Raw genomic sequence first — 22,444 nt, 5'->3', positions numbered from 1 at the left:
CTATTTCAAGGTAGCTCCACTGCTTGCAGAACTTACAAGCTTAGCATATCTTGATAAATATCCTGTCTTAATTTTAGGTTCTCTAGGTACCCACTTACTTCTTCTACTTTGTATAGTATCCTCATCAACTAGTAATTGAAGTTTTCCATTAGTAATATCTACTTGAATCATATCGCCTTCTTCAACTAAAGCTATTAAACCGCCTTCAGCTGCTTCTGGAGATATATGACCAATGGCAGCACCTCTTGTTGCTCCACTAAATCTTCCATCAGTAATAAGTGCTACAGATTTATCAAGACCCATTCCAATAATTGCAGAAGTTGGAGAAAGCATTTCTCTCATTCCTGGACCACCCTTTGGTCCTTCATAACGAATAACTATAACGTCATTTTCTTTAATCTTCTTTGCCATTATAGCTTCAACAGCTTCTTCTTCTGAATCGAAAACTCTAGCTGGACCTTCATGATACATCATTTCCGGAACTACAGCAGATTTTTTAACAACAGCACCATCAACTGCTAAATTTCCTTTTAAAACCTGAATTCCACCAGTTTTGCTATATGGTTCATCAATTGGTCTGATAATCTTATAATCTTTAACCTTTGCATCTTTGATATTTTCTTCAACAATATTTCCTGATGCAGTTATACAATCTAAGTTTAATAAATTAGCCTTTGACAATTCATTTAGCACACTTTGTACTCCACCAGCCCAATATAAATCTTCAATATGAGATTCTCCTGCAGGGCTTAGCTTACAAAGGTTTGGAGTCTTTCCTGATATTTCATTGATAATATCTAAATCTAATTTAATTTCAGCTTCATTTGCAATGGCAGTTAAATGAAGAACACTATTTGTAGAACATCCAAGAGCCATATCAACAGTAAGAGCATTTCTTATTGACTTTTCTGTAACGATATCTCTTGGTTTGATGTCATTTGTTAAAAGATCCATGATCTTCATTCCAGCTTTTTTCGCAAGTCTTATTCTCTCAGAATAAACAGCTGGAATAGTTCCATTTCCAGGAAGCGCAAGTCCAAGTACCTCTGCTAAACAATTCATTGAATTAGCAGTAAACATTCCTGAACATGAGCCACAGGTTGGGCAAGCACTATTTTCAAGGCAAGCAAGTTCACCATCAGTCATCTTTCCAACTTTGTGTGCACCTACCGCTTCAAATAAAGTTGATAAACTAACACTCTTATCTTCATATCTACCTGCAAGCATTGGTCCACCGCTGATTACTATTGATGGAATATTTAATCTTAAAGCTGCCATCATCATTGCTGGAACAATTTTGTCACAGTTTGGAACTAATACTAAAGCATCAAAGCTATGAGCCTTAGCAACACATTCTATTGAGTCAGCAATAAGCTCTCTTGAAGCTAAAGAATATTTCATTCCTTCGTGACCCATTGCAATACCATCACATACACCTATAGCAGGGAATACAATCGGTGTTCCTCCACCAATTAATACTCCTGTTTTTGCTGCTTGAACAATCTTATCTAAGTTAATATGTCCTGGTATTATATCGTTTTGAGAAGAAACTATACCAATCAATGGTCTTGCTAGTTCTTCATCTGAAAGACCATCAGCCTTTAATAAAGATCTGTGTGGTGCTCTTTCAGGACCCGCCTTCACTTTATCGCTTCTCATAATAATTACTTCCCTTCTTTTATAGCTTCAGCAACTAAGTTACCCATTTCTACAGTACCAACTAGTGTCTTTCCTTCGCTGATTATATCGCCAGTTCTATAGCCAGCAGATAAAACTTTTAGAACTGCATTATCTATTTCTTCTGCTTCTTTTACAAGTCCAAAACTATATTTAAGCATCATAGCTGTTGAAAGAATTGTAGCTAATGGGTTAGCTATTCCTTTACCTGCGATATCTGGTGCACTTCCGTGAATTGGTTCATACATTCCAAGGTTAGTAGATCCAAGACTTGCAGATGGTAACATTCCAATTGAACCAGTAACCATACTAGCTTCATCTGATAATATATCACCAAATATATTGCTAGTTACTATTACGTCAAATTGGCTTGGTTTTCTTACTAATTGCATAGCTGCATTATCAACATACATATGATCAACAGTAACTTCTGGATAATCCTTAGCTAATCTTGCAACCACTTGTCTCCAAAGTCTTGAGCTTTCTAATATGTTTGCTTTATCTACACACATTAACTTCTTGCTTCTCTTCATTGCTGTTTCAAATCCAAGCTTAACAATTCTTTCTATTTCGTTAACATTGTATTTTTCTGTATCATAAGCAGCTTCTACTCCATTTTCTTCAAGTCTTCCTCTTTCTCCGAAGTAGATACCACCAGTAAGTTCACGAACAACCATTATATCGATTCCTTCTGCTACTAGTGATGGTTTTAGAGGACTTGCATCCTTTAATGGTTCGTATAATACAGCTGGTCTTAAATTAGCAAATAAACCAAGCTCTCCTCTTAATCCAAGCAATGCTTGCTCAGGTCTTACTTTTGCAGTTGGATCATCCCATTTTGGACCACCAACAGCCCCTAAAAGTACAGAATCACTTTCCTTACAAGCTTTTAATGTTTCTTCTGGAAGTGGAACTCCAAACTCATCTATAGCACAACCACCAGCTGTTACATAGTTGAACTCAAATTCATGGTTGTATTTTTCACCTATAACGTTTAATATTTTTACTGCCTCAGCGATTACTTCTGGTCCTATTCCATCTCCAGGTATTGTAGCTATTTTATATATCATGTAAATTAACCCCCAATTTATTTAATATAATTTTTACTATTTGTTTTTATCCAATTAATCCTATGTTCTTCATTGTTAAGCTTAATTTAGTGTGAACTTAAGGATCTTGGGTAATAGTTATATTCTTACTGCACTCCTCCTTATTGTTCTAGCTAAAAATAAGCCTTCAATTTTTTTTCTATGTTTTTTATTAATTTATATTCAATAGAATCCACTAAAGCTACCCAACTAGCTTCAATAATGTCTGTAGAAACTCCAACAGTGCTCCACTTTTCTTCACCATCTGTAGATTCTATAAGAACTCTAACCTTTGCTTTTGTAGCACATCCTGTATCTAAAACTCTTACCTTATAATCAACTAAACGAACAGATTGAAGTTCTGGATAAAATACTTCTAAAGCCTTTCTTAAAGCTTTATCTAAAGCATTTATAGGTCCTTCTCCCTCTGCCGCAGTCATCTCTTTCTTTCCATCTACTACAATATGCATCATAGCAGTGGATTTAAAGTTTGAATCTAACGAAGGTTGTTCACCAATAACTTTAAAATCTATTAATTCAAAGAAAGGTTTATATTTGCCAAGAATTTTTCTCATTATCAATTCCACAGTGCCTTCAGCCCCTTCGAACTGATAACCTTGGAACTCTAGCTCTTTTAATCTTTCTGTAATTATCTTTGTTTCCTCACAATCCTTAGGAAGCTCTGGAGAAATTTTTTGTATTTGACTATATACAGTACTTTTCCCACTTACCTCAGAAATTAAAAATCTTCTTTTATTTCCTACCAACGTAGGTTCTATATGTTCATAGGAAACTGGATCCTTACAAACTGCATCTATATGCATACCACCTTTATGAGCAAAAGCTCCATTACCAACGAAGGGTGCATCATCATTTAAAGTAATATTTGAAACTTCTGATATAAATCTAGCAGAAGACGTAAGCTCTGATAATTTTTCACTGTCTACTATATTAAAACCCATTTTTAGCTGTAGAATTGGAATTATCGTACTTAAATTTGCATTTCCACAACGTTCTCCAAAACCAATAAATGTACCTTGAATATGATTTGCTCCACCTTCAACAGCCATTATTGAATTAGCAACAGCCATTCCCATATCATTGTGTGCATGAACACCTATACTAATATCCTTAAAAGCATCTTGTACAGCTTTCGTTATTTCATAGATTTCCTGTGGCAAAGTTCCGCCATTAGTATCACATAAAACGACTGCATCTGCTCCTGCTTCTTTGGCTGCTTCCACTGTTTTCATAGCATATTCACTATTGTTTTTATATCCATCGAAAAAATGCTCTGCATCAAAAAACACTTGCTTATTTTTACCCTTCAAATAACTTACAGTATCTTTTATCATTTGAAGATTTTCATCTAATGTTGTTTTCAATATCTCAGTAGCATGAAAATCCCAACTCTTTCCGAATATACATATAGCATCTGTTTCAACAGCTAAAAGATTCTTTACATTATTATCATCCTTAGTTTCTACCCCGACTCTTCTAGTGCTTCCAAAAGCAACAATTTTAGATTTTTTAAGGGTTAATTCTTTAATCCTTTTAAAAAATTCTATATCTTTTGGATTTGAACCAGGATTCCCTGCTTCTATATATTCAACCCCTAATTTATCAAGACACTTAACTATTTTTAGTTTATCCTCAACAGAAAAAGATATTCCCTGACCTTGAACTCCATCTCTCAAGGTAGAATCGAAGATGGTTATTTTTTTGTTCAATTTCTCACCGCCTTAAGATTATGAATTAAATTATACCCAAGCCTCTTCGTAACTTTGGATATCATTCTCGCCTCTTTCAAGAGCTACAATTCCAGTTCTAACGATTTCTCTAATTCCGTATTTCTCCATAAGCTTAATTAATGCAGATATTTTACTTTCATCTCCTGTAAGCTCAATAGTCAACGTATCTTCTGAAATATCCACTATCTTACATCTAAAGATTTTAGCAACTTCATTAATTGCACCTCTTTCAGCATCAGTAGCATTTACCTTGATCAACACTAATTCTCGAATAACAGAATTATCTGCCTTTAATTCTACAACCTTAACAACATCATAAAGCTTATTAAGCTGATTTTTTATTTGTTCTAAATTTCCATTATCTCCAACCATGGTTATAGTCATTCTTGAAAATTCTGGATTCTCTGTACTTCCAACTGTTAAACTCTCGATGTTAAAGCCTCTTCTTGTAAATAGACCTGCTACTCTGCTCAAAACCCCGGCAGAATTTTTCACTAAAACAGATATTATGTGCCTATCCATAAAAATTGCCCCCTTTCTATTTTTAAGCAAATACGAAAAATGGTCACTACGTCAAGGTTAAGCTAGAGCCTTTTCAACGTAAATGACCACTAAAAAAGTGTATAAAAAAACCACTCCTTAGCGATAAAACTAAGAGGTGGAAATCCGCCTTTTATTACATCACTAGGTTCCAACAAACCCTTGCCAATAACGGAGCATACCGGAAATCCCCTACTTGAACTTTCTTTCGTGGACTCTGCTCAGGAGTGATTCTTATTTAGTTAAAGCATCGATTTTCACCAACCATCGACTCTCTTAAGCTTTATATATACTAAACAACAGTCTCCATCAAAGCATTTTCTCATTTAATGAAATTGTACTACTTTTTACGAAATCAATCAATACTCTTTTGAAAATTTATCATTTTTTCAAAGAAACCCTTTACAAATTCTTTTTTTTACATATTTCTATGTAATTATTTCGGTGATTTTCATATTGTGTTAGTTTTTTTGTATCCTAATGACATATACAGGCTGACATATTATAGTCATATTTTTTCTAAATATAGTTTTCTTATTTAGAAAAAATTTAAAAATTTCTTGCAACCTATTTTACTTATCTCTTAATATTTCTGGTTCTTCTGGTTGATAGTAGTACCAAAAGCACGCAGAAGATGCAACCATTGATGCTATCACGGTCGTAAGTACGGCGAATAAAGATAGAACTTTACTTTTTGTTTTTCTCATTTTTTGTCCCCCTCAATTAACCTAAAAATATATTTAAAAGAGTATCTAATTTTCCTAAAGCTAAATGTCCTAATTTAGTTATAGTGAATACTTGCCAAATGATCCCCATATAAACACACCCTACATATGGGAAAAAAACAGAATTGTTTCCGCTAAGTAAAACTAAAGTTATAACATAATATATACATAGGACTATTAAAGACCTCTTTTTCATCTTTTTCTTTTTTTCTTCTTTTTTTATAAGTTTTTTTATATTATCTACTGGTGCTATTTTATATATTAAATAAAACGAGACTATGAATATTATAATCCCTATGACTGCAATTATATTTTCCTGCATATGTGGAACAAACCATTCTATCAACATCGCTTGTAAAAGACAAATAATAGTTCCAAGAACAATGCAATTTCTAGAGCTTTCAGCATGAGCTCCACCAGAATATTTTCTAAGGGTACTTGTAACTATAGATAATGTAATTGCATATGTAGGAACACCTATTAGAAATCCTAATACAAGAACCAATAGAATTGATAATATCATTTGCACCAAGGCAAATGTACCATAGTATATAACCGCTTTCCTATCTTTATCTAGGTTTAATTCAACCTCTAAGTTATCGACAATCCTGGCTGTAACTTTCTCTACAAGCACCTTCTCACTCTTCTCTATGAAAATTTGAAATAATACCACTGTAATTTTTCGCTGTATTCTCAATAATGAAACTATATATCAATTTTAATTTTTCAACCCAGCATATGTCAGAAACTTAATTAATCAATATATGCATTTGCACCATCAATCTTATTAGAATTTAAATACTTTATTGTATTGAATAGCATAATAAATACAAAAGCTTTAATAAATATATCTCCAATACTTAGAACACTAAATCCAGTATCAAAAATATCTGTGAGAAATTTAAGTTTCACTGAATCACTCCCCAGTATATGTATATTTTCAATCTTATAAAAATCATTATTTTCAATATATCCAGTTAAATAGGATATGCTAGGAAATACAGGCATCTTACCTCCGTTAACTTTAATAACAATTGAGTTCAGAATGCTTCCAATAAATATACATATAGATCCTACTATTGCACTATAATATTGCTTATACTTAATAATCAATATTATAAAACTCAAAAGATAAAATTTTTGAAGTACTTCTGAATATTGTACAAAACTATAATCATCTTGCATAATTGCTAACTGCATATACCAATACAGCAGTTCCCAAAACAGTATCGGATATATTGCCCAAGATTTAAACAATAAATTGATCTTATAACCTTTCAACTTGGCAGCCAAAAACGCAATTAAAATAGCACCTATCATATTTTTACCTAATTCCTATTATGTAATTATTTTTATATCATTATAACATTTTAACCTATAATAATACATGATTTTTCAAAGATTTCATATCTTTTTTACATTTTCCACCTTTTTTTTTACTTTTATTGCATCTTATTTATTTTGTGTAATATATTATTAAAATTATATTATATTTTCTATAAACTTTTTACGCTTATCGATAATATCTTTAACACCATTTATGACTTAATAATTTATACTTAACTTTCAATTAAATCCTCACTCTTTCATTTTTTCTAGATACATTTTAAACTTCCACTCAATTTCCTTTACAGTAGATCTGTACTCTTTTCAAAACTTCTCAACATTAAGAAAGGCTAATACTTTTGAACTTTTCCCTATCTACTTGATAAGAATCAATTCATCAGTATTAGCCATTATTACAACTAAATTATTCTTAGTGTAATTTTACATCTTTAACCAAGGTATTTCATCTTGAATTAACATTTTATTTCATCTCACAAAAACTATTATCACTTTATACACCCTTAAACCATATGAAAGCCATCTAGCAAGCATGAATATTTTTATTTAAACTATCTTTAGTCATAGTTCCAGAAGCCAGATCTAAACTTGTTATTTCTCAGCATCTGGTCGATAAATACCCTCACACCTTGTCTTGTTTCCCCAGTCAAACTCTTTTTCTTCATTCGCTTCCTTTATTATTTGTAACATATAAATCCCAACATTATCATTATTTTTAGTATCAACTAACTGGTCAATAAAAAATACTATATACGTATCTTACTCCGTTATAACTCTCATAGAAGCATTTCAGTTCTTTTGTCTTTTCCCCAGGTCTCTTTGATTCAAATACCTGACGTGCGTCAATCTTTGATTTAATCTCACCTTTATAGAAGTGCATTAAATATTCTATACCTCCATCAATATCCTTGGCTTCTTTCAAGGCTTGAGGAGAGAACATCATTTTCAGTCCTTCTGTGTCTTTCTTGTCTAATGCCTCTATGATTTTCTGAAAACGTATTTCACCGGTTTTTTCATCATTTTCCGAAAATCGTGCAATTTTAAAATTGCTATATGCTGATAGACCTATAACAAGTGAAATAATGGTTGCAACTGATAATAATTTCTTAACATTCATGATTTTTTCCTTTTGATTAAGTTTTGTTTCAAATACCATACACTCGTTATACAGCAATTCTAAGCTATTATTCCATGAACCTTAAAATCAGCTATTCATCCAGTCTCATAACTAAGGTTAATTCTAGTTATTCATCAGTTATTTTTTCTAGAACTCCAACTAAAAATCTCATTCCATTGATGTATATATCCAATTACCACTACTACACATATCACTCTCTAAAATACAGAAATTAGACCTCCTCCATAATATTAAGTTAATCTATCGGCAACCTTATAATAAACTTCGTCCCCTCATTTATCTTACTTTCTACAACAATAGAACCTCTATGTTTCATCACTATCCATTTTGCTATAGATAAACCAAGTCCTGTGCCACCAGTGTTTTTAGTTCTAGATTTATCTGCTCTATAAAATCTGTTGAATATATTAGGAAGATCCTCTTGGCTAATCCCAACACCTGTATCACTGATAAAAATGTTAACCTTAGTGAACTCCTTGCTAAATCCTAAAGTTACATTTCCTCCACTTTTGGTATATTTAACAGCATTATCAACAAAGATTCTGAGCATTTCTTTTAACAGCTTTCTGTCACCCTTAATAACAATTGAATCACTACTTTCTAGATTTATAATATGTTCTTTATCTATAAGCTTTGTTTCCTTATAAACCTCTTCCATAAGCTCCTTCAAATCAAAATTATCCATTTTTACTTCTTGAGTATTCTTATCTCCTCTAGCTAGAAATAATAACTTTTCTACTAAATCTTTCATATCCTCAGCCTCAGTTTTTATAGCTTCTATCGATTCTAAAAGCACCTTTTCATCTTCTTTTCCCCACCTATCAAGAAGTTTTGCATAGCCTTGAATAACTGATATAGGTGTTCTTAATTCATGAGAAGCATCAGATACAAATTGATTTTGTATTTCATAGGAATTTTGAAGTCTATCTAGCATTTCATTAAAGGTCAAAGCTAAATCTTTTAGTTCATTTTGTGATCCACTGATATTAAGTCTTGTATCTAACTGATCAACAGATATTTTTTTAACTGTATTCGTCATAACATCTATAGGTTTAAGTATTTTCCTTGTTTTTTTAGCACCTTTGTGTATAGTTATAAGTATTATAAGCCCTTCAAAGGCAAGTAACATCAAGAATGGTCCTTGTAAACTTTTATAATTATTATAAGGCTTATCGTATAATACAACTGTTAATTCACCTTGCTCACTATCCACCTTCTGTCTAATTCCATAGTTATAACCTTCTAATTCTTTCTTAAAAGAAATTACATCGTCACCTTGGCTATCTTTTTCAAAAGTATACCCATCTGTTATTTCAGATATTATTTCTGTGTCTGTGTCATCTGTATTAGAATACAAAACAGTATTATCTTTATCATATATTTTCAAATATAACCCACTACTTCTACCAATAATATCTATATTATCTTTGTTCAATTCTTTTGAATTACTTAACTCCTCTATAATTACTTCTGAAGTATAAGTGATCTTCTCTTTAACTATTTCATTAATATAATAAGCACTGATACCTATACAAAGGATATTTATCCAAAATATTATGCTAATAGTTCTCAACACATAAGAAGCATTAAGTCTTAAAACTAAAGAAAACCTGAGCTTAGATACTCCAGTATTCCACCATTTTTTTATATATTGAATAATAGTTTTAAAAAGAATAGCATAGATTTTTTTTATTTCCTTGGCAATAAAATTAACTAATTCTCTTTTACTATAAAAATCATTTCTCATCTTTTACAACATATCCTACACCTCTTACGGTATAGATATATTTCTCCTTATACTTATCATCAATTTTACTTCTAAGATACCTTATATATACATCAACAACATTTGTATCTCCAAAGTAATCAAAACCCCAAACAGTTTCTAATATTTTATCTCTAGACAATACTTTGTTTTTGTTTTCTACTAAATATAATAATAAATCGAATTCTTTTTTAGTTAATTCAATATCTTCTGATTTAAAAGTAACAGAATACTTTTCTAAATCTATACTAAGATTTTTAATCTTGATAAGGTTAGAAGTATTTTCTTTAACAACTACTATCTTTCTTTTTAAAGCAACCCTTATTCTTGCCAACAACTCTTCAATCTCAAAAGGTTTAGTCACATAATCATCTGCTCCCATGTCAAGTCCCATGACCTTATCCATAGTTTCATCTTTAGCTGTAAGCATGATTACAGGGATATCAGAACTTTCCCTTAGTCTTCTCAGTATTTCAATACCATTCATAGAAGGAAGCATTATGTCTAATAGTATTAAATCATAATCATTTTCCTTAGCCATTTTAAACCCATCTCTTCCATCATGAACTTTTTCAACCTCATACCCTTCATAATTCAACTCAAGTTCTATGAATCTTGCAATTTTCACTTCATCTTCTATAACAAGTATTTTCCCCTTCATATATTTCCTCCAAAACTTACTTTTTTTACAAAAACTATTCTTTTTCTATTAATCAATATGCCCCTTACCTATTTTAGTATAACATGAGCTTGTCATATTCACCAAAATTAGTAAGGGGCATATACTTAAATTCTATACCTATATCAAGAAATCAAATATGCTTTTCTTCGCTGATGTTACCATTGTAATCAAATTTTCTTGAAAACACTTGTTAATTAAGTCTTAGAATTTTTTCTCTATTTTTGCAACTCAACCTTTATATCTTCTGCAAATTGTGAAGCTTTATCCATAACTACATTTGCCTTTGTTTTTTCTACGTCTTCACCTGAAAATAGGAATTGATGTCCTGTAAACAATGCTATTATCAATAGTGGAACAACTATATATGGCGCAAAGAATACTGCTAGTACCATTAATGTTATAGGGAATTTTAAAACTGTTTGTTCTTTCTTTTTGATTACAAACTTGTTTCTATTACCTTTTTTAATTACACTTTTACACCATTTAATAAAACATGCAAATCCTTCTGACACTTTTGCTTCTCCACTTTCTTCTTGTTTTTTCTCAACTATACTTAAACTCTTATTCTTTTTCTCAATGTATATAATCGCTTCCAAGATATCTCCATTTGTATTTTCTAAAGCTTCCTTTGCCTCTTCATAAGTTACATTTACTCTAGCTCTTAGCTCATCAATTTTTTCAATTGTTATCATTTTTAATTCCTCCATTTAATTTGTTTCTAATTGACTTTATTGATTTGATTAATTTAGTCAACTGATTTAATCTATGGTTTTATTATAAACAGCTAAAATTATATAAAACTTAGTAGAAGATTAGAATTAGATTAGAAAATTGCAATTGAAGTTTATATAGATGTCCCACTAAGAACTTATATTGATTTTATCAACGGTATATGGATTTAATGTAGAAACATAATTGGAATTTATATTAATAAATAAAAAGCTGTTTCATAAAAGATTTCTCTCTTATAAAACAGCTATATATCTTAATTAAATTATTTTAAGCCCTTTAAGTATTCCTCAACGAAGGCTATATGGTTATTCACTGCTATAAAGCTAGGTCCACCTGGAACCTTTCTTTCATTTACGCAGGTTTCAAGTGAAATTGCTTTATATACATCCTCTTGAAAAATATCACTGAAGCTCTTAAACTCTTCCAAGGTAAGTTCTTCTATTTCCTTTTGATTTGTTGTACAATAAGCAACTATTGTTCCAATTACATGATGAGCTTCTCTAAAAGGTAAACCCTTCTTTACAAGATAATCTGCTGCATCAGTAGCATTAGTAAAGCCCTTTCCTGCTGCTCTCCTCATGTTTTCCTTGTTAACAGTCATAGTTTCAACCATCTTCGTGAAAACAGGTAAACAAAGCTTAACAGTATCAACTGCATCAAAAATAGCTTCCTTATCTTCTTGCATATCCTTGTCATAAGCTAAAGGGATTCCCTTCATCATTGTAAGAAGACCCATTAAGTCACCAAAGACTCTTCCACTTTTTCCTCTAACAAGCTCTGCAACATCAGGATTTTTCTTTTGAGGCATTATGCTACTTCCTGTACTATAAGCATCATCAAGAGTTATGAAAGCAAATTCTGATGAACACCAAAGGATTATCTCCTCAGAAAATCTACTTAAATGCATCATTATGATTGAAATAGCAGAAGCAAGCTCTATAGTAAAGTCTCTATCTGAAACCGAATCTAAACTATTTAATGTAATACCATTAAAGCCTAAAATATCAGCAACCTTTTGCCTATCTATAGGATAAGTAGAGGTAGCCAAAGCTCCACTTCCTAAAGGCATATAGTTCATTCTTTCATAGCAATCCTTAATTCTTCCGTAATCTCTTCTAAACATCTCTACATAAGCCATGAGATGATGAGCGAAAGTAATAGGTTGTGCTCTTTGAAGATGTGTATAACCTGGCATTATAGTTTCTGTATTTGCTTTGGCATTATTAACCAAGGTCTCAATTATATCAAGAAGATATCCACTTATCTCCTCAACTTCTTTTTTAAGATACATTCTTAAATCTAAAGCAACTTGATCATTTCTGCTTCTTGCAGTATGAAGCTTCTTGCCCACATCACCAATTTTTTCAATAAGCTTTGTTTCAATATTCATATGAATATCTTCTGCGTCTATTGAAAATTCAATTTTTCCTTCTTCAATCTCTGTCAATATATTAAGTAGCCCACTTTTTATTTCATTTGCTTCTTCAACTTCTATAATACCTTGGTCCCCCAGCATAGTTACATGTGCTATGCTACCTAAGATATCTTCCTTATACATACGACTATCAAAAGCTATAGAAGAATTAAAGTCATTAACTTGTGTATCAGTCTCTTTTGAAAATCTTCCACCCCAAAGCTTCATCCTTTGACCTCCAAATTTTTATTTTCTCTTTTCGTCTAACATAGCTTTAACTGTTATAGGAAGACCAAAAAGATTTACAAAACCTTGAGAATCTTTTTGATCATATACATTATCTTCCCCGAAAGTAGCTATTTCTTCATCATATAATGAATATGGAGAAGTTATACTTGCAGTTATTATATTTCCTTTATAAAGCTTAACCTTTACTTCACCTGTTACTGTCTTTTGAGTTTCATCAACAAAAGCTGTTAATGCTTCACGAAGTGGAGTATACCATTGTCCATAGTAAACTAACTCACTAAATTTTTGAGCAACTAAATGCTTGTAATGTTGAGTATCTCTGTCAAGACATAATGTTTCAAGAGCACTGTGAGCATAGTATAAAATTGCCCCACCTGGTGTTTCGTATACTCCTCTTGATTTCATTCCAACTAATCTGTTTTCAACTAAATCAACGATACCTACACCATTTTTTCCACCTAATTCATTTAATTTTAATATTAAATCAACTGGCTTGTATTCTACACCATTAATCTTAGTTGGTATACCTTTTTCAAAGGATATTGTTACATACTCTGGAACATCTGGAGCCTTTTCTGGCGAAACTCCTAATTGAAGAATTTTATCAAATTGAGGCTCGTTAGCTGGGTTTTCTAAATCTAAACCTTCATGACTTAAGTGCCAAATATTCTTGTCTCTGCTGTAGCTTTCTTCTCTTGTAAATGATAAAGGTATGTTGTGAGCTTCAGCATAATCAATTTCTTCATCTCTTGATTTGATATCCCAAATTCTCCATGGAGCGATTATTTTCATATTTGGTGCATAAGCTTTGATTGCAAGTTCAAATCTAACTTGGTCATTTCCTTTTCCTGTACATCCATGAACAATAGCATCAGCACCTTCTGCTTTAGCTATCTCAACTATCTTTTTAGCAATAATTGGTCTTGCAAAGGAAGTTCCAAGGAAATATTTATTTTCATAGACTGCACCAGCTTTTAATGTTGGGAATATATATTCTTCAACAAATTCTTCTTTTAGATCAGCTATGTATAACTTTGAAGCTCCAGTCTTTATAGCTTTTTCTTTAAGTACTTCATAGTCATCACCTTGACCAACATCCCCTGATACTGCTACGATTTCACAGTTATAGTTTTCTTTTAACCAAGTGATTATAACAGAGGTATCAAGTCCTCCTGAATAGGCTAATACAACCTTCTTAATTTTATCTTTATCCATAAAAATACGCCTCCATCATCTTTATATTTACACACCTAAGCTGAATCCCTTAATTAAGCTTACATTATAGGACTACTGAGATTTAACAGCTATCGCATGATTATCTTTCTTACTTTTATTTACTAATTATACTGTATAAATGTTATTATTACAAGTGTTTTTTTATAATTATTCATCATTAATGCATATTTATAAGATTTGCATTTAATAAATATACATTTTATGAATTTAACTTGAAACAACCCAATATTTACATCATCAAAATTATTGGCTATTAAATAACAAAGATTTTCAAAGTTAGTATGTATCATAAAAATAATGCTACTCTATCAACTTCACATGTTATATCCGCTACTAAGATCAAATCTAAAAAAATTACTTCAGTACTATAAATTCACTATATTTATCCTAAAACAAAAACATTGGTACGGGGATACCAATGTTTTTGCGGTGGGATCAATGAAAAAAAAGTTTATCTATCATGTTTTCATTATATCCCTTTATTATGTCATTTTTGTGTCAGCAACCAAAACTTATTCTATATTATATATGAACGTAAATATAATCCTTCTGTACAGATTACTTCTCTTATCAAAGATAACTTTGACAAATCATCTATATACACTTGAAAACACATACTATATACATTAATAACTATCTTATAATCTAAAAAAATCAACGTTGAATAAACACATTCACGCACTCCAAGTTTTGCTATAATCTCTAGTAAGTTATTTTCTTCTAATGTAAAACTCTGTTCCTTACCTCTCATAAGTTTATCTTTAAACAAATTCATATTATTATCTGATCCGTAATTTAAAGCTTCTTTTATAATCTTGTCTTCAATCTCACAAAAATTTGTTTCACCAATTACAGAATTATAAAGCCATAATTTCTTAAGTATATTAATAAACTTAAGTTCTTCAGCATAAAACCTTTTTTCTGATATCTTATTATTTTTCACTTGCTCATAAAACATTTCTTCCTGTTGATATTTATTAAAATCATTAATCAACTGAGGAAATCGATCAATATAAAAACATTTTTCCGGTTCCCTTGAACATAAATAATCAAAATCTCTAAATTCATCTGAAACCTCATATCCCCACTGTTTAAACACTTGCTCAAGTTTCATTAATCTTTTCTCCTACTACGTTAAATTAATAAAAATTTCGTCTATATGCAATTAAAATTTTTACTTGCTTTGTAATCCTAGTTACACATTCTTAGATCATTCCTAACTTCAGCTAAATACTATTATTAATCTAAATTGTATTTATTCCACAGGCTTCTAAAAGCAACATTAAAACCAATACAAATCCTATAAAATCTCCTTTTTTATCGCGAGAACTATCATTTTCATAAGGATCATTTATGTATATACCAATGGCTCTCTCAATAAAAGATATAGCGAAACCTAATAATAATAATAATAATAATAATAATACAATTATTATTATCATAAACCACGCTTTTTGGTTTAAAACTGTATCAACAAACAATATATACGCAATGGACAATACAGCTAGTGCATAAATAATTCTTGTTGTAGAAATATAGAACTTCTCTTGATTTTCTTCTTTTGTTTCCATGCAGTCGCTCTCCTCAAAAATATTTTTTATTTGTGTTAAAAATATTTTTAAACCCAAGTTATCCAAGTATTGTTATCAGAAAGTTGCCAATTGCATACAAAAAATTTTTCTGCATAAACACCTGTTCTCTAAGTAAATTTAAAAAGTATGAAATCACTACTGCATAACAAAAATGCATATATATTTTAATATTTTCCTCACTTACTATCCACCTCATACTTAACACTATCATATACATAAATAATACCAGTAGTAATAATATGTAGCTCTTATTTTTATCTTAGCTTACCATAACAGAAGCTAAAATTAATACAATAACAGAAGCTAAAATTAATACAATGAAAACTATAATCATTCCAAAAAGATCTATAACCTCTAGTGCAGTGATATTATCGATCTTTTTTTTAATACTGCATATCTAGCACAAATAAATGCCATCCCCAATAAGGTCATCACCCCAACAATCATGACATAAGCTTTTTGAAGAATTATACTATCCTTAAAGAGTCTAATGGCTAAAGCTACGCTTGCCAAAGAGTAAATAAAATATAGTTTCCTTGAAGGTTCTTGATTATTTTTCATTTTATACTTCACTCCAAATCTCAAAATCTTAGCAGCTACAGTATCCATTTAAAATTCACCCTTGTACTTATAACTATTATTATAACCTGTTCTACGCAAAAAAACATTGGTACGGGGATACCAATGTTTTTATAGGGGGATCAATGAAAAAAAGATTATCTATCATGTTTTCATTATATCCCTTTATTATGTCAGTTCTGTGTCAAAGAATTAATTTTCTTTTAAATGCTACTATACATTAAATCATTACTTTCCCCACCAATAAAATATCTACTTTACTACTGCCTTTGTTGCATTGGTTAAATTTATTGCATCTTGAACAGTAGCTAGTATATTTAATAAATTAGTTTTAGTTGTAGAACTTGGTAATGCATTTACTAAATTCATTGCTCTATCTACATCAACTTGTCGTTTGCTTTCTTTAGATTTAACTACAGCATCTGTTGCGTTAGTTAAATCTACCCTGTTTTGAACATTTACTAATCTATTTAATAAATTACTTTTCTCTGTACTTGTTATCAATGCGAGGGCTAAGTTTTTGGCTACATCTACATCCTCTTGTATTTTAGTTAATTCTGCTTTTGATACTGCATTTGTTGCAATTGTTAAATTTATATTGTTCTGAACAATTGTCAATCTATTTAATAAATCGGTTCTACTTGTAGAAGTCGGTATCTTAGTTACTAAGTCTTTTGCCACACCTATATCTGCTTGGACTATGGTTACTTCAGCTTTTAATACTGCATTTGTTGCATCAGTTAAATTTATTACATTCTGAAGTGTTGTTAGTCTATTCGATAAATCTGTTTTACTTGTTGAGCTTGGTAATGTATTTACTAACTTTTCCGCTGCATCTAAATCTGCCTGTTGTTTGCTTCCTTCTGCCCTATTTACTACAGTTTTTGCATTAGCTATGCTTATAATATTTTGAATATTTATTAACTTATTCAATAAAGCATTTCTTTCTGTACTACTTGGCAATGCAATAGCTAAACTTTTCGCAGTATCTGCATCTGCTTGCTGCAAACTTGCTTCTGCTTTTGATACTGCAGCTTGTGCATTAGTTAAGCTTACAGCACCTTGAACGATTGTTAATCTTTTTACGAGATTAACCTTACCCATAGAATCCCTTAGATTATTTACTAATTTTGCTGCTTTATCTACATTTAATTGTGTTTTAACTTCTTCTGCTATAGTTACTGCATCTGTTGCTTCCATTAAATACAGTGGATTATTTATTTCACTCTGAAGATCTTCTAACCGCTTTGATAAGCTAGTCTTATCTTTAGAATCTGGTAAAGCATTCACTAAGGTTGTTGCTATACTAACATCTATTTGTTTTTTGCTTGTTTCTGCTTTAATCACCGCATTTATTGCATTTGCTAAATTTATTCCACTATTTATAGTATTTTGAACATTGATTAACCTATTTGATAAATTAGTCTTATTTGTAGATGCTGGCAGAGCATTCACTAAGCTTGTTGCTATACTAACATCTATTTGTTTTTTGCTTGTTTCTGCTTTAACTACCGCATTTATTGCATTTACTAAATTTATTCCACTATTTATAGTATTTTGAACATTGATTAACCTATTTGATAAATTAGTCTTATTTGTAGATGCTGGTAGAGCATTCACTAAGCTTGTTGCTATACTAACATCTATTTGTTTTTTGCTTGTTTCTGCTTTAACTACCTCATTTGTTGCATTTGTTAAATTTGTTCCACTGTTTATAATATTTTGAACATTGATTAACCTATTTGATAAATTAGTTTTATCTGTAGATGTAGGTAACACATTTATCAAACTTGTTGCTATACTAACATCTAATTGTTTTCTGCTTGTCTCTGCTTTAACTACGGCATTTGTTGCATTTGTTAAATTTGTTCCACTATTTATAATATTTTGAACATTGATTAACCTATTTGATAAATTAGTTTTATCTGTAGATGTAGGTAACACATTTATCAAACTTGTTGCTATACTAACATCTAATTGTTTTCTGCTTGTCTCTGCTTTAACTACGGCATTTGTTGCATCAGCTAAATTTATTCTACTATTTATAGTATTTTGAACATTAATTAACCTATTTGATAAATTAGTCTTATTTGTAGATGTTGGTAAAACATTTACCAAGTTTGCTGCTATACTAACATCTATTTGTTTTTTGCTTGTTTCTGCTTTAACTACCGCATTTGTTGCATAAGTTAAATTTATAGAATTCTGAACAACGGCTAGTCTACTTAATAAACTAGTTTTATCTGTAGACGCTGATAATGAGTTTACTGATGTTATTGCCCTATTTACATCTACTTGTTGTTTACTAGTTTCTGCTTTAACCACTATATTTATAACATTATTTAAATCTATAACATCCTGAACAACATTTAGCCTATTTAATAAATTAGTTTTACCTATAGAATTTGCTAAAGTGTCCAATAAACTTGTTGCTCTTATTACATCTAACTGCCGCTTACTCACTTCTGCCCTAACTACTAGGGTTGTAGCATCAATTATATTTCTTATGTATGTTTGTACAACATTTAACCTATTAGATAAATCCGTTTTGGCTGTGGAATCTGACAATTTGTTCACTAGCACCTTTGCATTATCTACATCTACTTGTTTTTTAGTTGTTTCCGCATTAGTTACTGAAGTTATTGCATTAGTTAAATCTATTGTCTTTTGAACTACTGATAATCTGTTTAATAAGTTAGTTTTATCTGTTGAATCTGGTAACTTGGTCACTAGAACTTTTGCACTATCTACATCTACTTGTTTTTTACTTGTTTCTGCATTAGTAACTGCATTAATTGCTACATTAATTACATTAGGTACACCTATTGTGTTTTGAATTACCACTAATCTATTTAATAAATCTGTTTTATATTTTGAAGTTGGTAAAATGTCCGTTAGAACTTTTGCTTTACCCACATCTACTTGTTTTTTAGTTGTTTCTGCGTTAATCACTGCAGTTGTTGCTATGTATAATTTAACTACATCCAATCTATTTTGAAGTTGTATTCTCTTAGTATCACCTATAGGTAACAAGTTTATCGCAGACTGAGCTGGCTCTATATTAGCTTTTTCATATTCCGCAGTTCTTGTTTTAGCCGTAGCATCAGCTAATTTATTTATGTATGTTTCCACAACTTTTAACCTATTAACTAAATCATTTTTTGCTGTTGAATTTGGTAGAGAATCCACTACAGCTTTTGCATTACTTAAATCACTTGGTTCTCTTGTTCTTTCTGCATAAGTCACTTTAGCTGCTGCATTATTTATATTTATTTGATTTTGCACCACAGCTAATCTATTTAATAAATCTGTTTTATATGTTGAATCTGTTAGAGCATCCACTAGAACTTTTGCGTTACCTAAATCTACCTGTTCTTTAGTTGCTTCTGCATAAGTCACTGCCTTTAATTCATTATTCATTCCAATTAATCCATAAAGTACATCTATTGTATTTTGAACTGCTGCCAATCTTTTTAATAATTCTGTTTTATCTATAGAGTCTGGTAGGGCTTCCACTTCCCTTTTTGCGATATTTATATCTACTTGTCGTTTAGTTTCTTCTGCCGAAATCACTAAATTTGTTACACCATTTATATTTAGTCGCGCTTGAACAACTGCAATTCTATCTAATAAAGCTGCTTTTTCTGGTGTATTTGTCATAATCTCTAAGACACTTTGTGCATTCCATAAATCCGATTGGTCTGGATAAAGTTCTGCTGACCTCACATACGCTGTTGCTTTAGCTAATTTCACTGCATAATCAAGGGCAATCATTCTATCCATTACAACCTTTTTTTCTGGTAACCCTGGCAAGTTGTCCACCTTATTCCATAAGTCGTATAGATCCCGTAGTTCTAATTTGTCTTTATTTGCTTCTGCCTCACTCACTACATCTGCTACGCTTTTTATTTTATTTAAATATATATTGTGTTCAACTACCTCTAATCTATTTATCAAATCAGTTTTACATGCAGAATTTGGTAGACTGTGCACCAGATCCTCCGCCTGCTCTAAATCTAGTTGGCATTGATATTCCTCTGCATCGACTACTGCCTTTATAGCTAAAGCTACATCTGTATAAGGTTGCATAGCGATTAATCTATTAGATAAGTCAGTTTTTATTTTAGAGCTTGGTAGCGCATCTACTACTTTTAGTGCTACATCAAAATCAGATTGAAGTTTACTTATTTCCGCCTTAACCACTGTATTTGTTGCTCTATCATCTGTAGTTACCCAGTATCCAGATAGGTTCACAAATATACATTTATCTTGATAATCATCTATTCCCAATGATCCAGAAGAATTGTAGCCACATCCCCAAATAGAATCATCATTCTTTATAACATAAGTGGTACGTAAACTTTGACCAATCCTACTTACATTAGTTATAGGAATTTGCATTAGTGAAACTTTTTTCTCAGTGGTACCTATTCCCAATTCCCCATCGCTATTGTCACCACATCCCCAAAGAGTTCCATCTTTTTTTAAAAACATAGTGCTGTAAGTTGTACATTCAATATCATCAACGCTATTAATAGGTATTTGTATTATGGATGATGAAGATGTAACACCTGTAACACCTAGTTCTTTTAAAGAATTATCACCACAACCCCAAACTGTTCCATCATATTTTAAGAATATTGTATGCTGCCAACCTCCATCAATATCTTTAACATTATTGATTGGTATTTGAATTGGTGAAAGTGTATTTGAAAAGCTACCTATTCCTAGTTGTCCCTGGCTATTCAAACCACAACCCCAAACTGTTCCATCATACTTTATAAACATTGTAGAATCTCCAACACAATAGACACGATCTACATTAGTTATAGGAATTTGTACTATTGTAGACTGCTTAGCAGTGCTACCTATTCCTAATTGTCCATAGCTATTATCGCCACAACCCCAAACTGTTCCATCATACTTTATAAATATTGTGTGACCATTGCTACTTTTAATCGCCTTAACCTTAGTTATTGAAATCTGTACTGGTGTATACTGATCTGTTGTATTTCCAATTCCTAATTGCCCATAACTATTATCGCCACAACCCCAAACTGTTCCATCCCATTTCCCAAAATATGTATTTAACGAACTACATTCTATATTCTCAATGTTAGTAATAGGTATTTGAGCTAGCGACTGTCGACTTGTACAGTTTCCAAGTCCTAATTGTCCATCAACATTGTAACCACTCCCCCAAACACTTCCATCATATCTCATAAATACATTTTGTAAACCATTGCTACCAGAAACTTGACTAATGCCATTTGTATATGAATCGATAGTGTACATCGCATTAACCGTAGTAGGTTTGTTAAATACTAAATTGTATCCGCTTAACATTACAAACATACTTACCATAATATATATATTTGTAATAAGTCGAGATCTTTTACTTTTATCTAAAGTTCTCATCATTCATTTCCCCCTCTTTTATAATTTTCATATATTTTTGCATTATTGCGTATTTACTATCACGGCTTAGACTTATAGCATCTTGAACAATCGTTAGTTTTTTTATTAAATTAATCTTAGTCATAGAATCTGTTAGATAATTTAGATTTTTTCTAATTAATTTATCAAATTTACTCTTTCGATGTACTTTTTTATTTTTTGATCTTTACCTCCTTATGTGCATTTTGTTTTATTTTTACATTTATAGTATATATCAATTCCAAAATTTGTTCAATGTTCGGCATAATTCAACAGAATAAACTAATAAAATTTTATCCTATTAGATATACTCTAAGATTTTGTTATATAATATTAATTTTGATTCTTTTTAGCTCTGTATTCCCAAAATAAGCTTTGTTACTATTCAATTATTTGAAAAATATAAAAACAGATATTATCTCTTAACCCCAAATAGGTTTTATGAAATAATATCTGTTCTATTTTTATAAAGTTTTGATTATTTTTTATCTTTTAG

Annotated in this window: 18 protein-coding genes; all 18 read right to left on the bottom strand. The window is 30.9% G+C overall.

Annotated features, from left to right (window positions below; translation table 11 throughout):
• Positions 1-1,659 carry a dihydroxy-acid dehydratase gene (ilvD, locus tag CLOCEL_RS06595; protein WP_010076060.1) on the bottom strand — a complete coding sequence of 553 codons (1,659 nt, stop codon included), beginning with the start codon at positions 1,657-1,659 and terminating at the stop codon, positions 1-3.
• 5 nt (positions 1,660-1,664) lie between these two features.
• Positions 1,665-2,747, bottom strand: coding sequence for a 3-isopropylmalate dehydrogenase (leuB, locus tag CLOCEL_RS06590; RefSeq protein ID WP_010076061.1), 1,083 nt, complete (start codon positions 2,745-2,747; stop codon positions 1,665-1,667).
• Positions 2,748-2,899: 152 nt separating this feature from the next.
• The gene (gene cimA, locus CLOCEL_RS06585; RefSeq protein WP_010076062.1) at positions 2,900-4,495 is read right to left on the bottom strand and encodes a citramalate synthase; all 1,596 of its coding nucleotides are present in this window, start codon (positions 4,493-4,495) and stop codon (positions 2,900-2,902) included.
• Positions 4,496-4,525: 30 nt separating this feature from the next.
• The gene (gene ilvN, locus CLOCEL_RS06580; protein ID WP_010076063.1) at positions 4,526-5,038 is read right to left on the bottom strand and encodes an acetolactate synthase small subunit; all 513 of its coding nucleotides are present in this window, start codon (positions 5,036-5,038) and stop codon (positions 4,526-4,528) included.
• Between the two features lie 590 nt (positions 5,039-5,628).
• Entirely contained in the window at positions 5,629-5,763 is a 135-nt protein-coding gene (locus CLOCEL_RS06575; protein ID WP_010076064.1) for a cyclic lactone autoinducer peptide, read from the bottom strand.
• A 16-nt stretch (positions 5,764-5,779) separates the two neighbouring features.
• Entirely contained in the window at positions 5,780-6,415 is a 636-nt protein-coding gene (locus CLOCEL_RS06570; RefSeq protein ID WP_010076065.1) for an accessory gene regulator ArgB-like protein, read from the bottom strand.
• A gap of 119 nt (positions 6,416-6,534) precedes the next feature.
• Positions 6,535-7,101: a DUF5317 family protein gene (locus tag CLOCEL_RS06565; RefSeq protein WP_010076066.1), complete on the bottom strand. Its 567-nt coding sequence runs from the start codon at positions 7,099-7,101 to the stop codon at positions 6,535-6,537.
• 757 nt (positions 7,102-7,858) lie between these two features.
• Positions 7,859-8,281: a DUF5104 domain-containing protein gene (locus CLOCEL_RS06560; RefSeq protein ID WP_010076068.1), complete on the bottom strand. Its 423-nt coding sequence runs from the start codon at positions 8,279-8,281 to the stop codon at positions 7,859-7,861.
• A 217-nt stretch (positions 8,282-8,498) separates the two neighbouring features.
• Positions 8,499-10,010: a sensor histidine kinase gene (locus CLOCEL_RS06555; protein ID WP_010076069.1), complete on the bottom strand. Its 1,512-nt coding sequence runs from the start codon at positions 10,008-10,010 to the stop codon at positions 8,499-8,501.
• A complete protein-coding gene (locus CLOCEL_RS06550; RefSeq protein WP_010076070.1) occupies positions 10,000-10,689 on the bottom strand; it encodes a response regulator transcription factor in 690 nt (229 codons plus the stop codon). Before CLOCEL_RS06550 ends, CLOCEL_RS06555 begins: the two co-directional genes overlap by 11 nt.
• A gap of 236 nt (positions 10,690-10,925) precedes the next feature.
• Positions 10,926-11,402 carry a DUF4342 domain-containing protein gene (locus CLOCEL_RS06545; protein WP_013291662.1) on the bottom strand — a complete coding sequence of 159 codons (477 nt, stop codon included), beginning with the start codon at positions 11,400-11,402 and terminating at the stop codon, positions 10,926-10,928.
• A gap of 302 nt (positions 11,403-11,704) precedes the next feature.
• Complete coding sequence (gene argH / locus CLOCEL_RS06540) at positions 11,705-13,084, bottom strand: argininosuccinate lyase (RefSeq protein WP_010076073.1); 1,380 nt, start codon at positions 13,082-13,084, stop codon at positions 11,705-11,707.
• Between the two features lie 18 nt (positions 13,085-13,102).
• Complete coding sequence (locus tag CLOCEL_RS06535) at positions 13,103-14,320, bottom strand: argininosuccinate synthase (RefSeq protein WP_010076074.1); 1,218 nt, start codon at positions 14,318-14,320, stop codon at positions 13,103-13,105.
• A 538-nt stretch (positions 14,321-14,858) separates the two neighbouring features.
• The gene (locus CLOCEL_RS06530; RefSeq protein WP_010076075.1) at positions 14,859-15,455 is read right to left on the bottom strand and encodes a hypothetical protein; all 597 of its coding nucleotides are present in this window, start codon (positions 15,453-15,455) and stop codon (positions 14,859-14,861) included.
• Between the two features lie 130 nt (positions 15,456-15,585).
• Positions 15,586-15,912 (bottom strand): hypothetical protein, encoded by a 327-nt coding sequence (locus tag CLOCEL_RS06525; protein WP_010076076.1) that lies wholly within the window; start codon positions 15,910-15,912, stop codon positions 15,586-15,588.
• Between the two features lie 375 nt (positions 15,913-16,287).
• Positions 16,288-16,542, bottom strand: a complete 255-nt coding sequence (locus CLOCEL_RS06520) for a hypothetical protein (protein WP_010076077.1) — start codon at positions 16,540-16,542, stop codon at positions 16,288-16,290.
• 222 nt (positions 16,543-16,764) lie between these two features.
• Positions 16,765-21,933 (bottom strand): RCC1 domain-containing protein, encoded by a 5,169-nt coding sequence (locus CLOCEL_RS06515; protein ID WP_242655230.1) that lies wholly within the window; start codon positions 21,931-21,933, stop codon positions 16,765-16,767.
• Positions 21,914-22,054: a hypothetical protein gene (locus tag CLOCEL_RS22740; RefSeq protein ID WP_010076079.1), complete on the bottom strand. Its 141-nt coding sequence runs from the start codon at positions 22,052-22,054 to the stop codon at positions 21,914-21,916. Before CLOCEL_RS22740 ends, CLOCEL_RS06515 begins: the two co-directional genes overlap by 20 nt.
• Positions 22,055-22,444 lie beyond the last annotated feature (390 nt).

The sequence above is a fragment of the Clostridium cellulovorans 743B genome (genome assembly GCF_000145275.1).
In the GTDB taxonomy this organism is placed as follows: domain Bacteria; phylum Bacillota; class Clostridia; order Clostridiales; family Clostridiaceae; genus Clostridium_K; species Clostridium_K cellulovorans.
This window is presented reverse-complemented; position numbering and strand designations above follow the sequence as displayed.

Excerpts from the sequence above, each read along its gene's own strand:
- ilvN (WP_010076063.1), bottom strand. The coding sequence starts at position 5,038 with ATGGATAGGCACATAATATCTGTTTTAGTGAAAAATTCTGCCGGGGTT.
- CLOCEL_RS06545 (WP_013291662.1), bottom strand. The coding sequence starts at position 11,402 with ATGATAACAATTGAAAAAATTGATGAGCTAAGAGCTAGAGTAAATGTA.
- CLOCEL_RS22740 (WP_010076079.1), bottom strand. The coding sequence starts at position 22,054 with ATGACTAAGATTAATTTAATAAAAAAACTAACGATTGTTCAAGATGCT.
- CLOCEL_RS06530 (WP_010076075.1), bottom strand. The coding sequence starts at position 15,455 with ATGAAACTTGAGCAAGTGTTTAAACAGTGGGGATATGAGGTTTCAGAT.
- leuB (WP_010076061.1), bottom strand. The coding sequence starts at position 2,747 with ATGATATATAAAATAGCTACAATACCTGGAGATGGAATAGGACCAGAA.
- ilvD (WP_010076060.1), bottom strand. The coding sequence starts at position 1,659 with ATGAGAAGCGATAAAGTGAAGGCGGGTCCTGAAAGAGCACCACACAGA.
- CLOCEL_RS06565 (WP_010076066.1), bottom strand. The coding sequence starts at position 7,101 with ATGATAGGTGCTATTTTAATTGCGTTTTTGGCTGCCAAGTTGAAAGGT.
- CLOCEL_RS06575 (WP_010076064.1), bottom strand. The coding sequence starts at position 5,763 with ATGAGAAAAACAAAAAGTAAAGTTCTATCTTTATTCGCCGTACTTACG.
- CLOCEL_RS06525 (WP_010076076.1), bottom strand. The coding sequence starts at position 15,912 with ATGGAAACAAAAGAAGAAAATCAAGAGAAGTTCTATATTTCTACAACA.
- CLOCEL_RS06555 (WP_010076069.1), bottom strand. The coding sequence starts at position 10,010 with ATGAGAAATGATTTTTATAGTAAAAGAGAATTAGTTAATTTTATTGCC.
- CLOCEL_RS06560 (WP_010076068.1), bottom strand. The coding sequence starts at position 8,281 with ATGGTATTTGAAACAAAACTTAATCAAAAGGAAAAAATCATGAATGTT.
- CLOCEL_RS06520 (WP_010076077.1), bottom strand. The coding sequence starts at position 16,542 with ATGGATACTGTAGCTGCTAAGATTTTGAGATTTGGAGTGAAGTATAAA.
- argH (WP_010076073.1), bottom strand. The coding sequence starts at position 13,084 with ATGAAGCTTTGGGGTGGAAGATTTTCAAAAGAGACTGATACACAAGTT.
- CLOCEL_RS06515 (WP_242655230.1), bottom strand. The coding sequence starts at position 21,933 with ATGATGAGAACTTTAGATAAAAGTAAAAGATCTCGACTTATTACAAAT.
- CLOCEL_RS06535 (WP_010076074.1), bottom strand. The coding sequence starts at position 14,320 with ATGGATAAAGATAAAATTAAGAAGGTTGTATTAGCCTATTCAGGAGGA.
- CLOCEL_RS06550 (WP_010076070.1), bottom strand. The coding sequence starts at position 10,689 with ATGAAGGGGAAAATACTTGTTATAGAAGATGAAGTGAAAATTGCAAGA.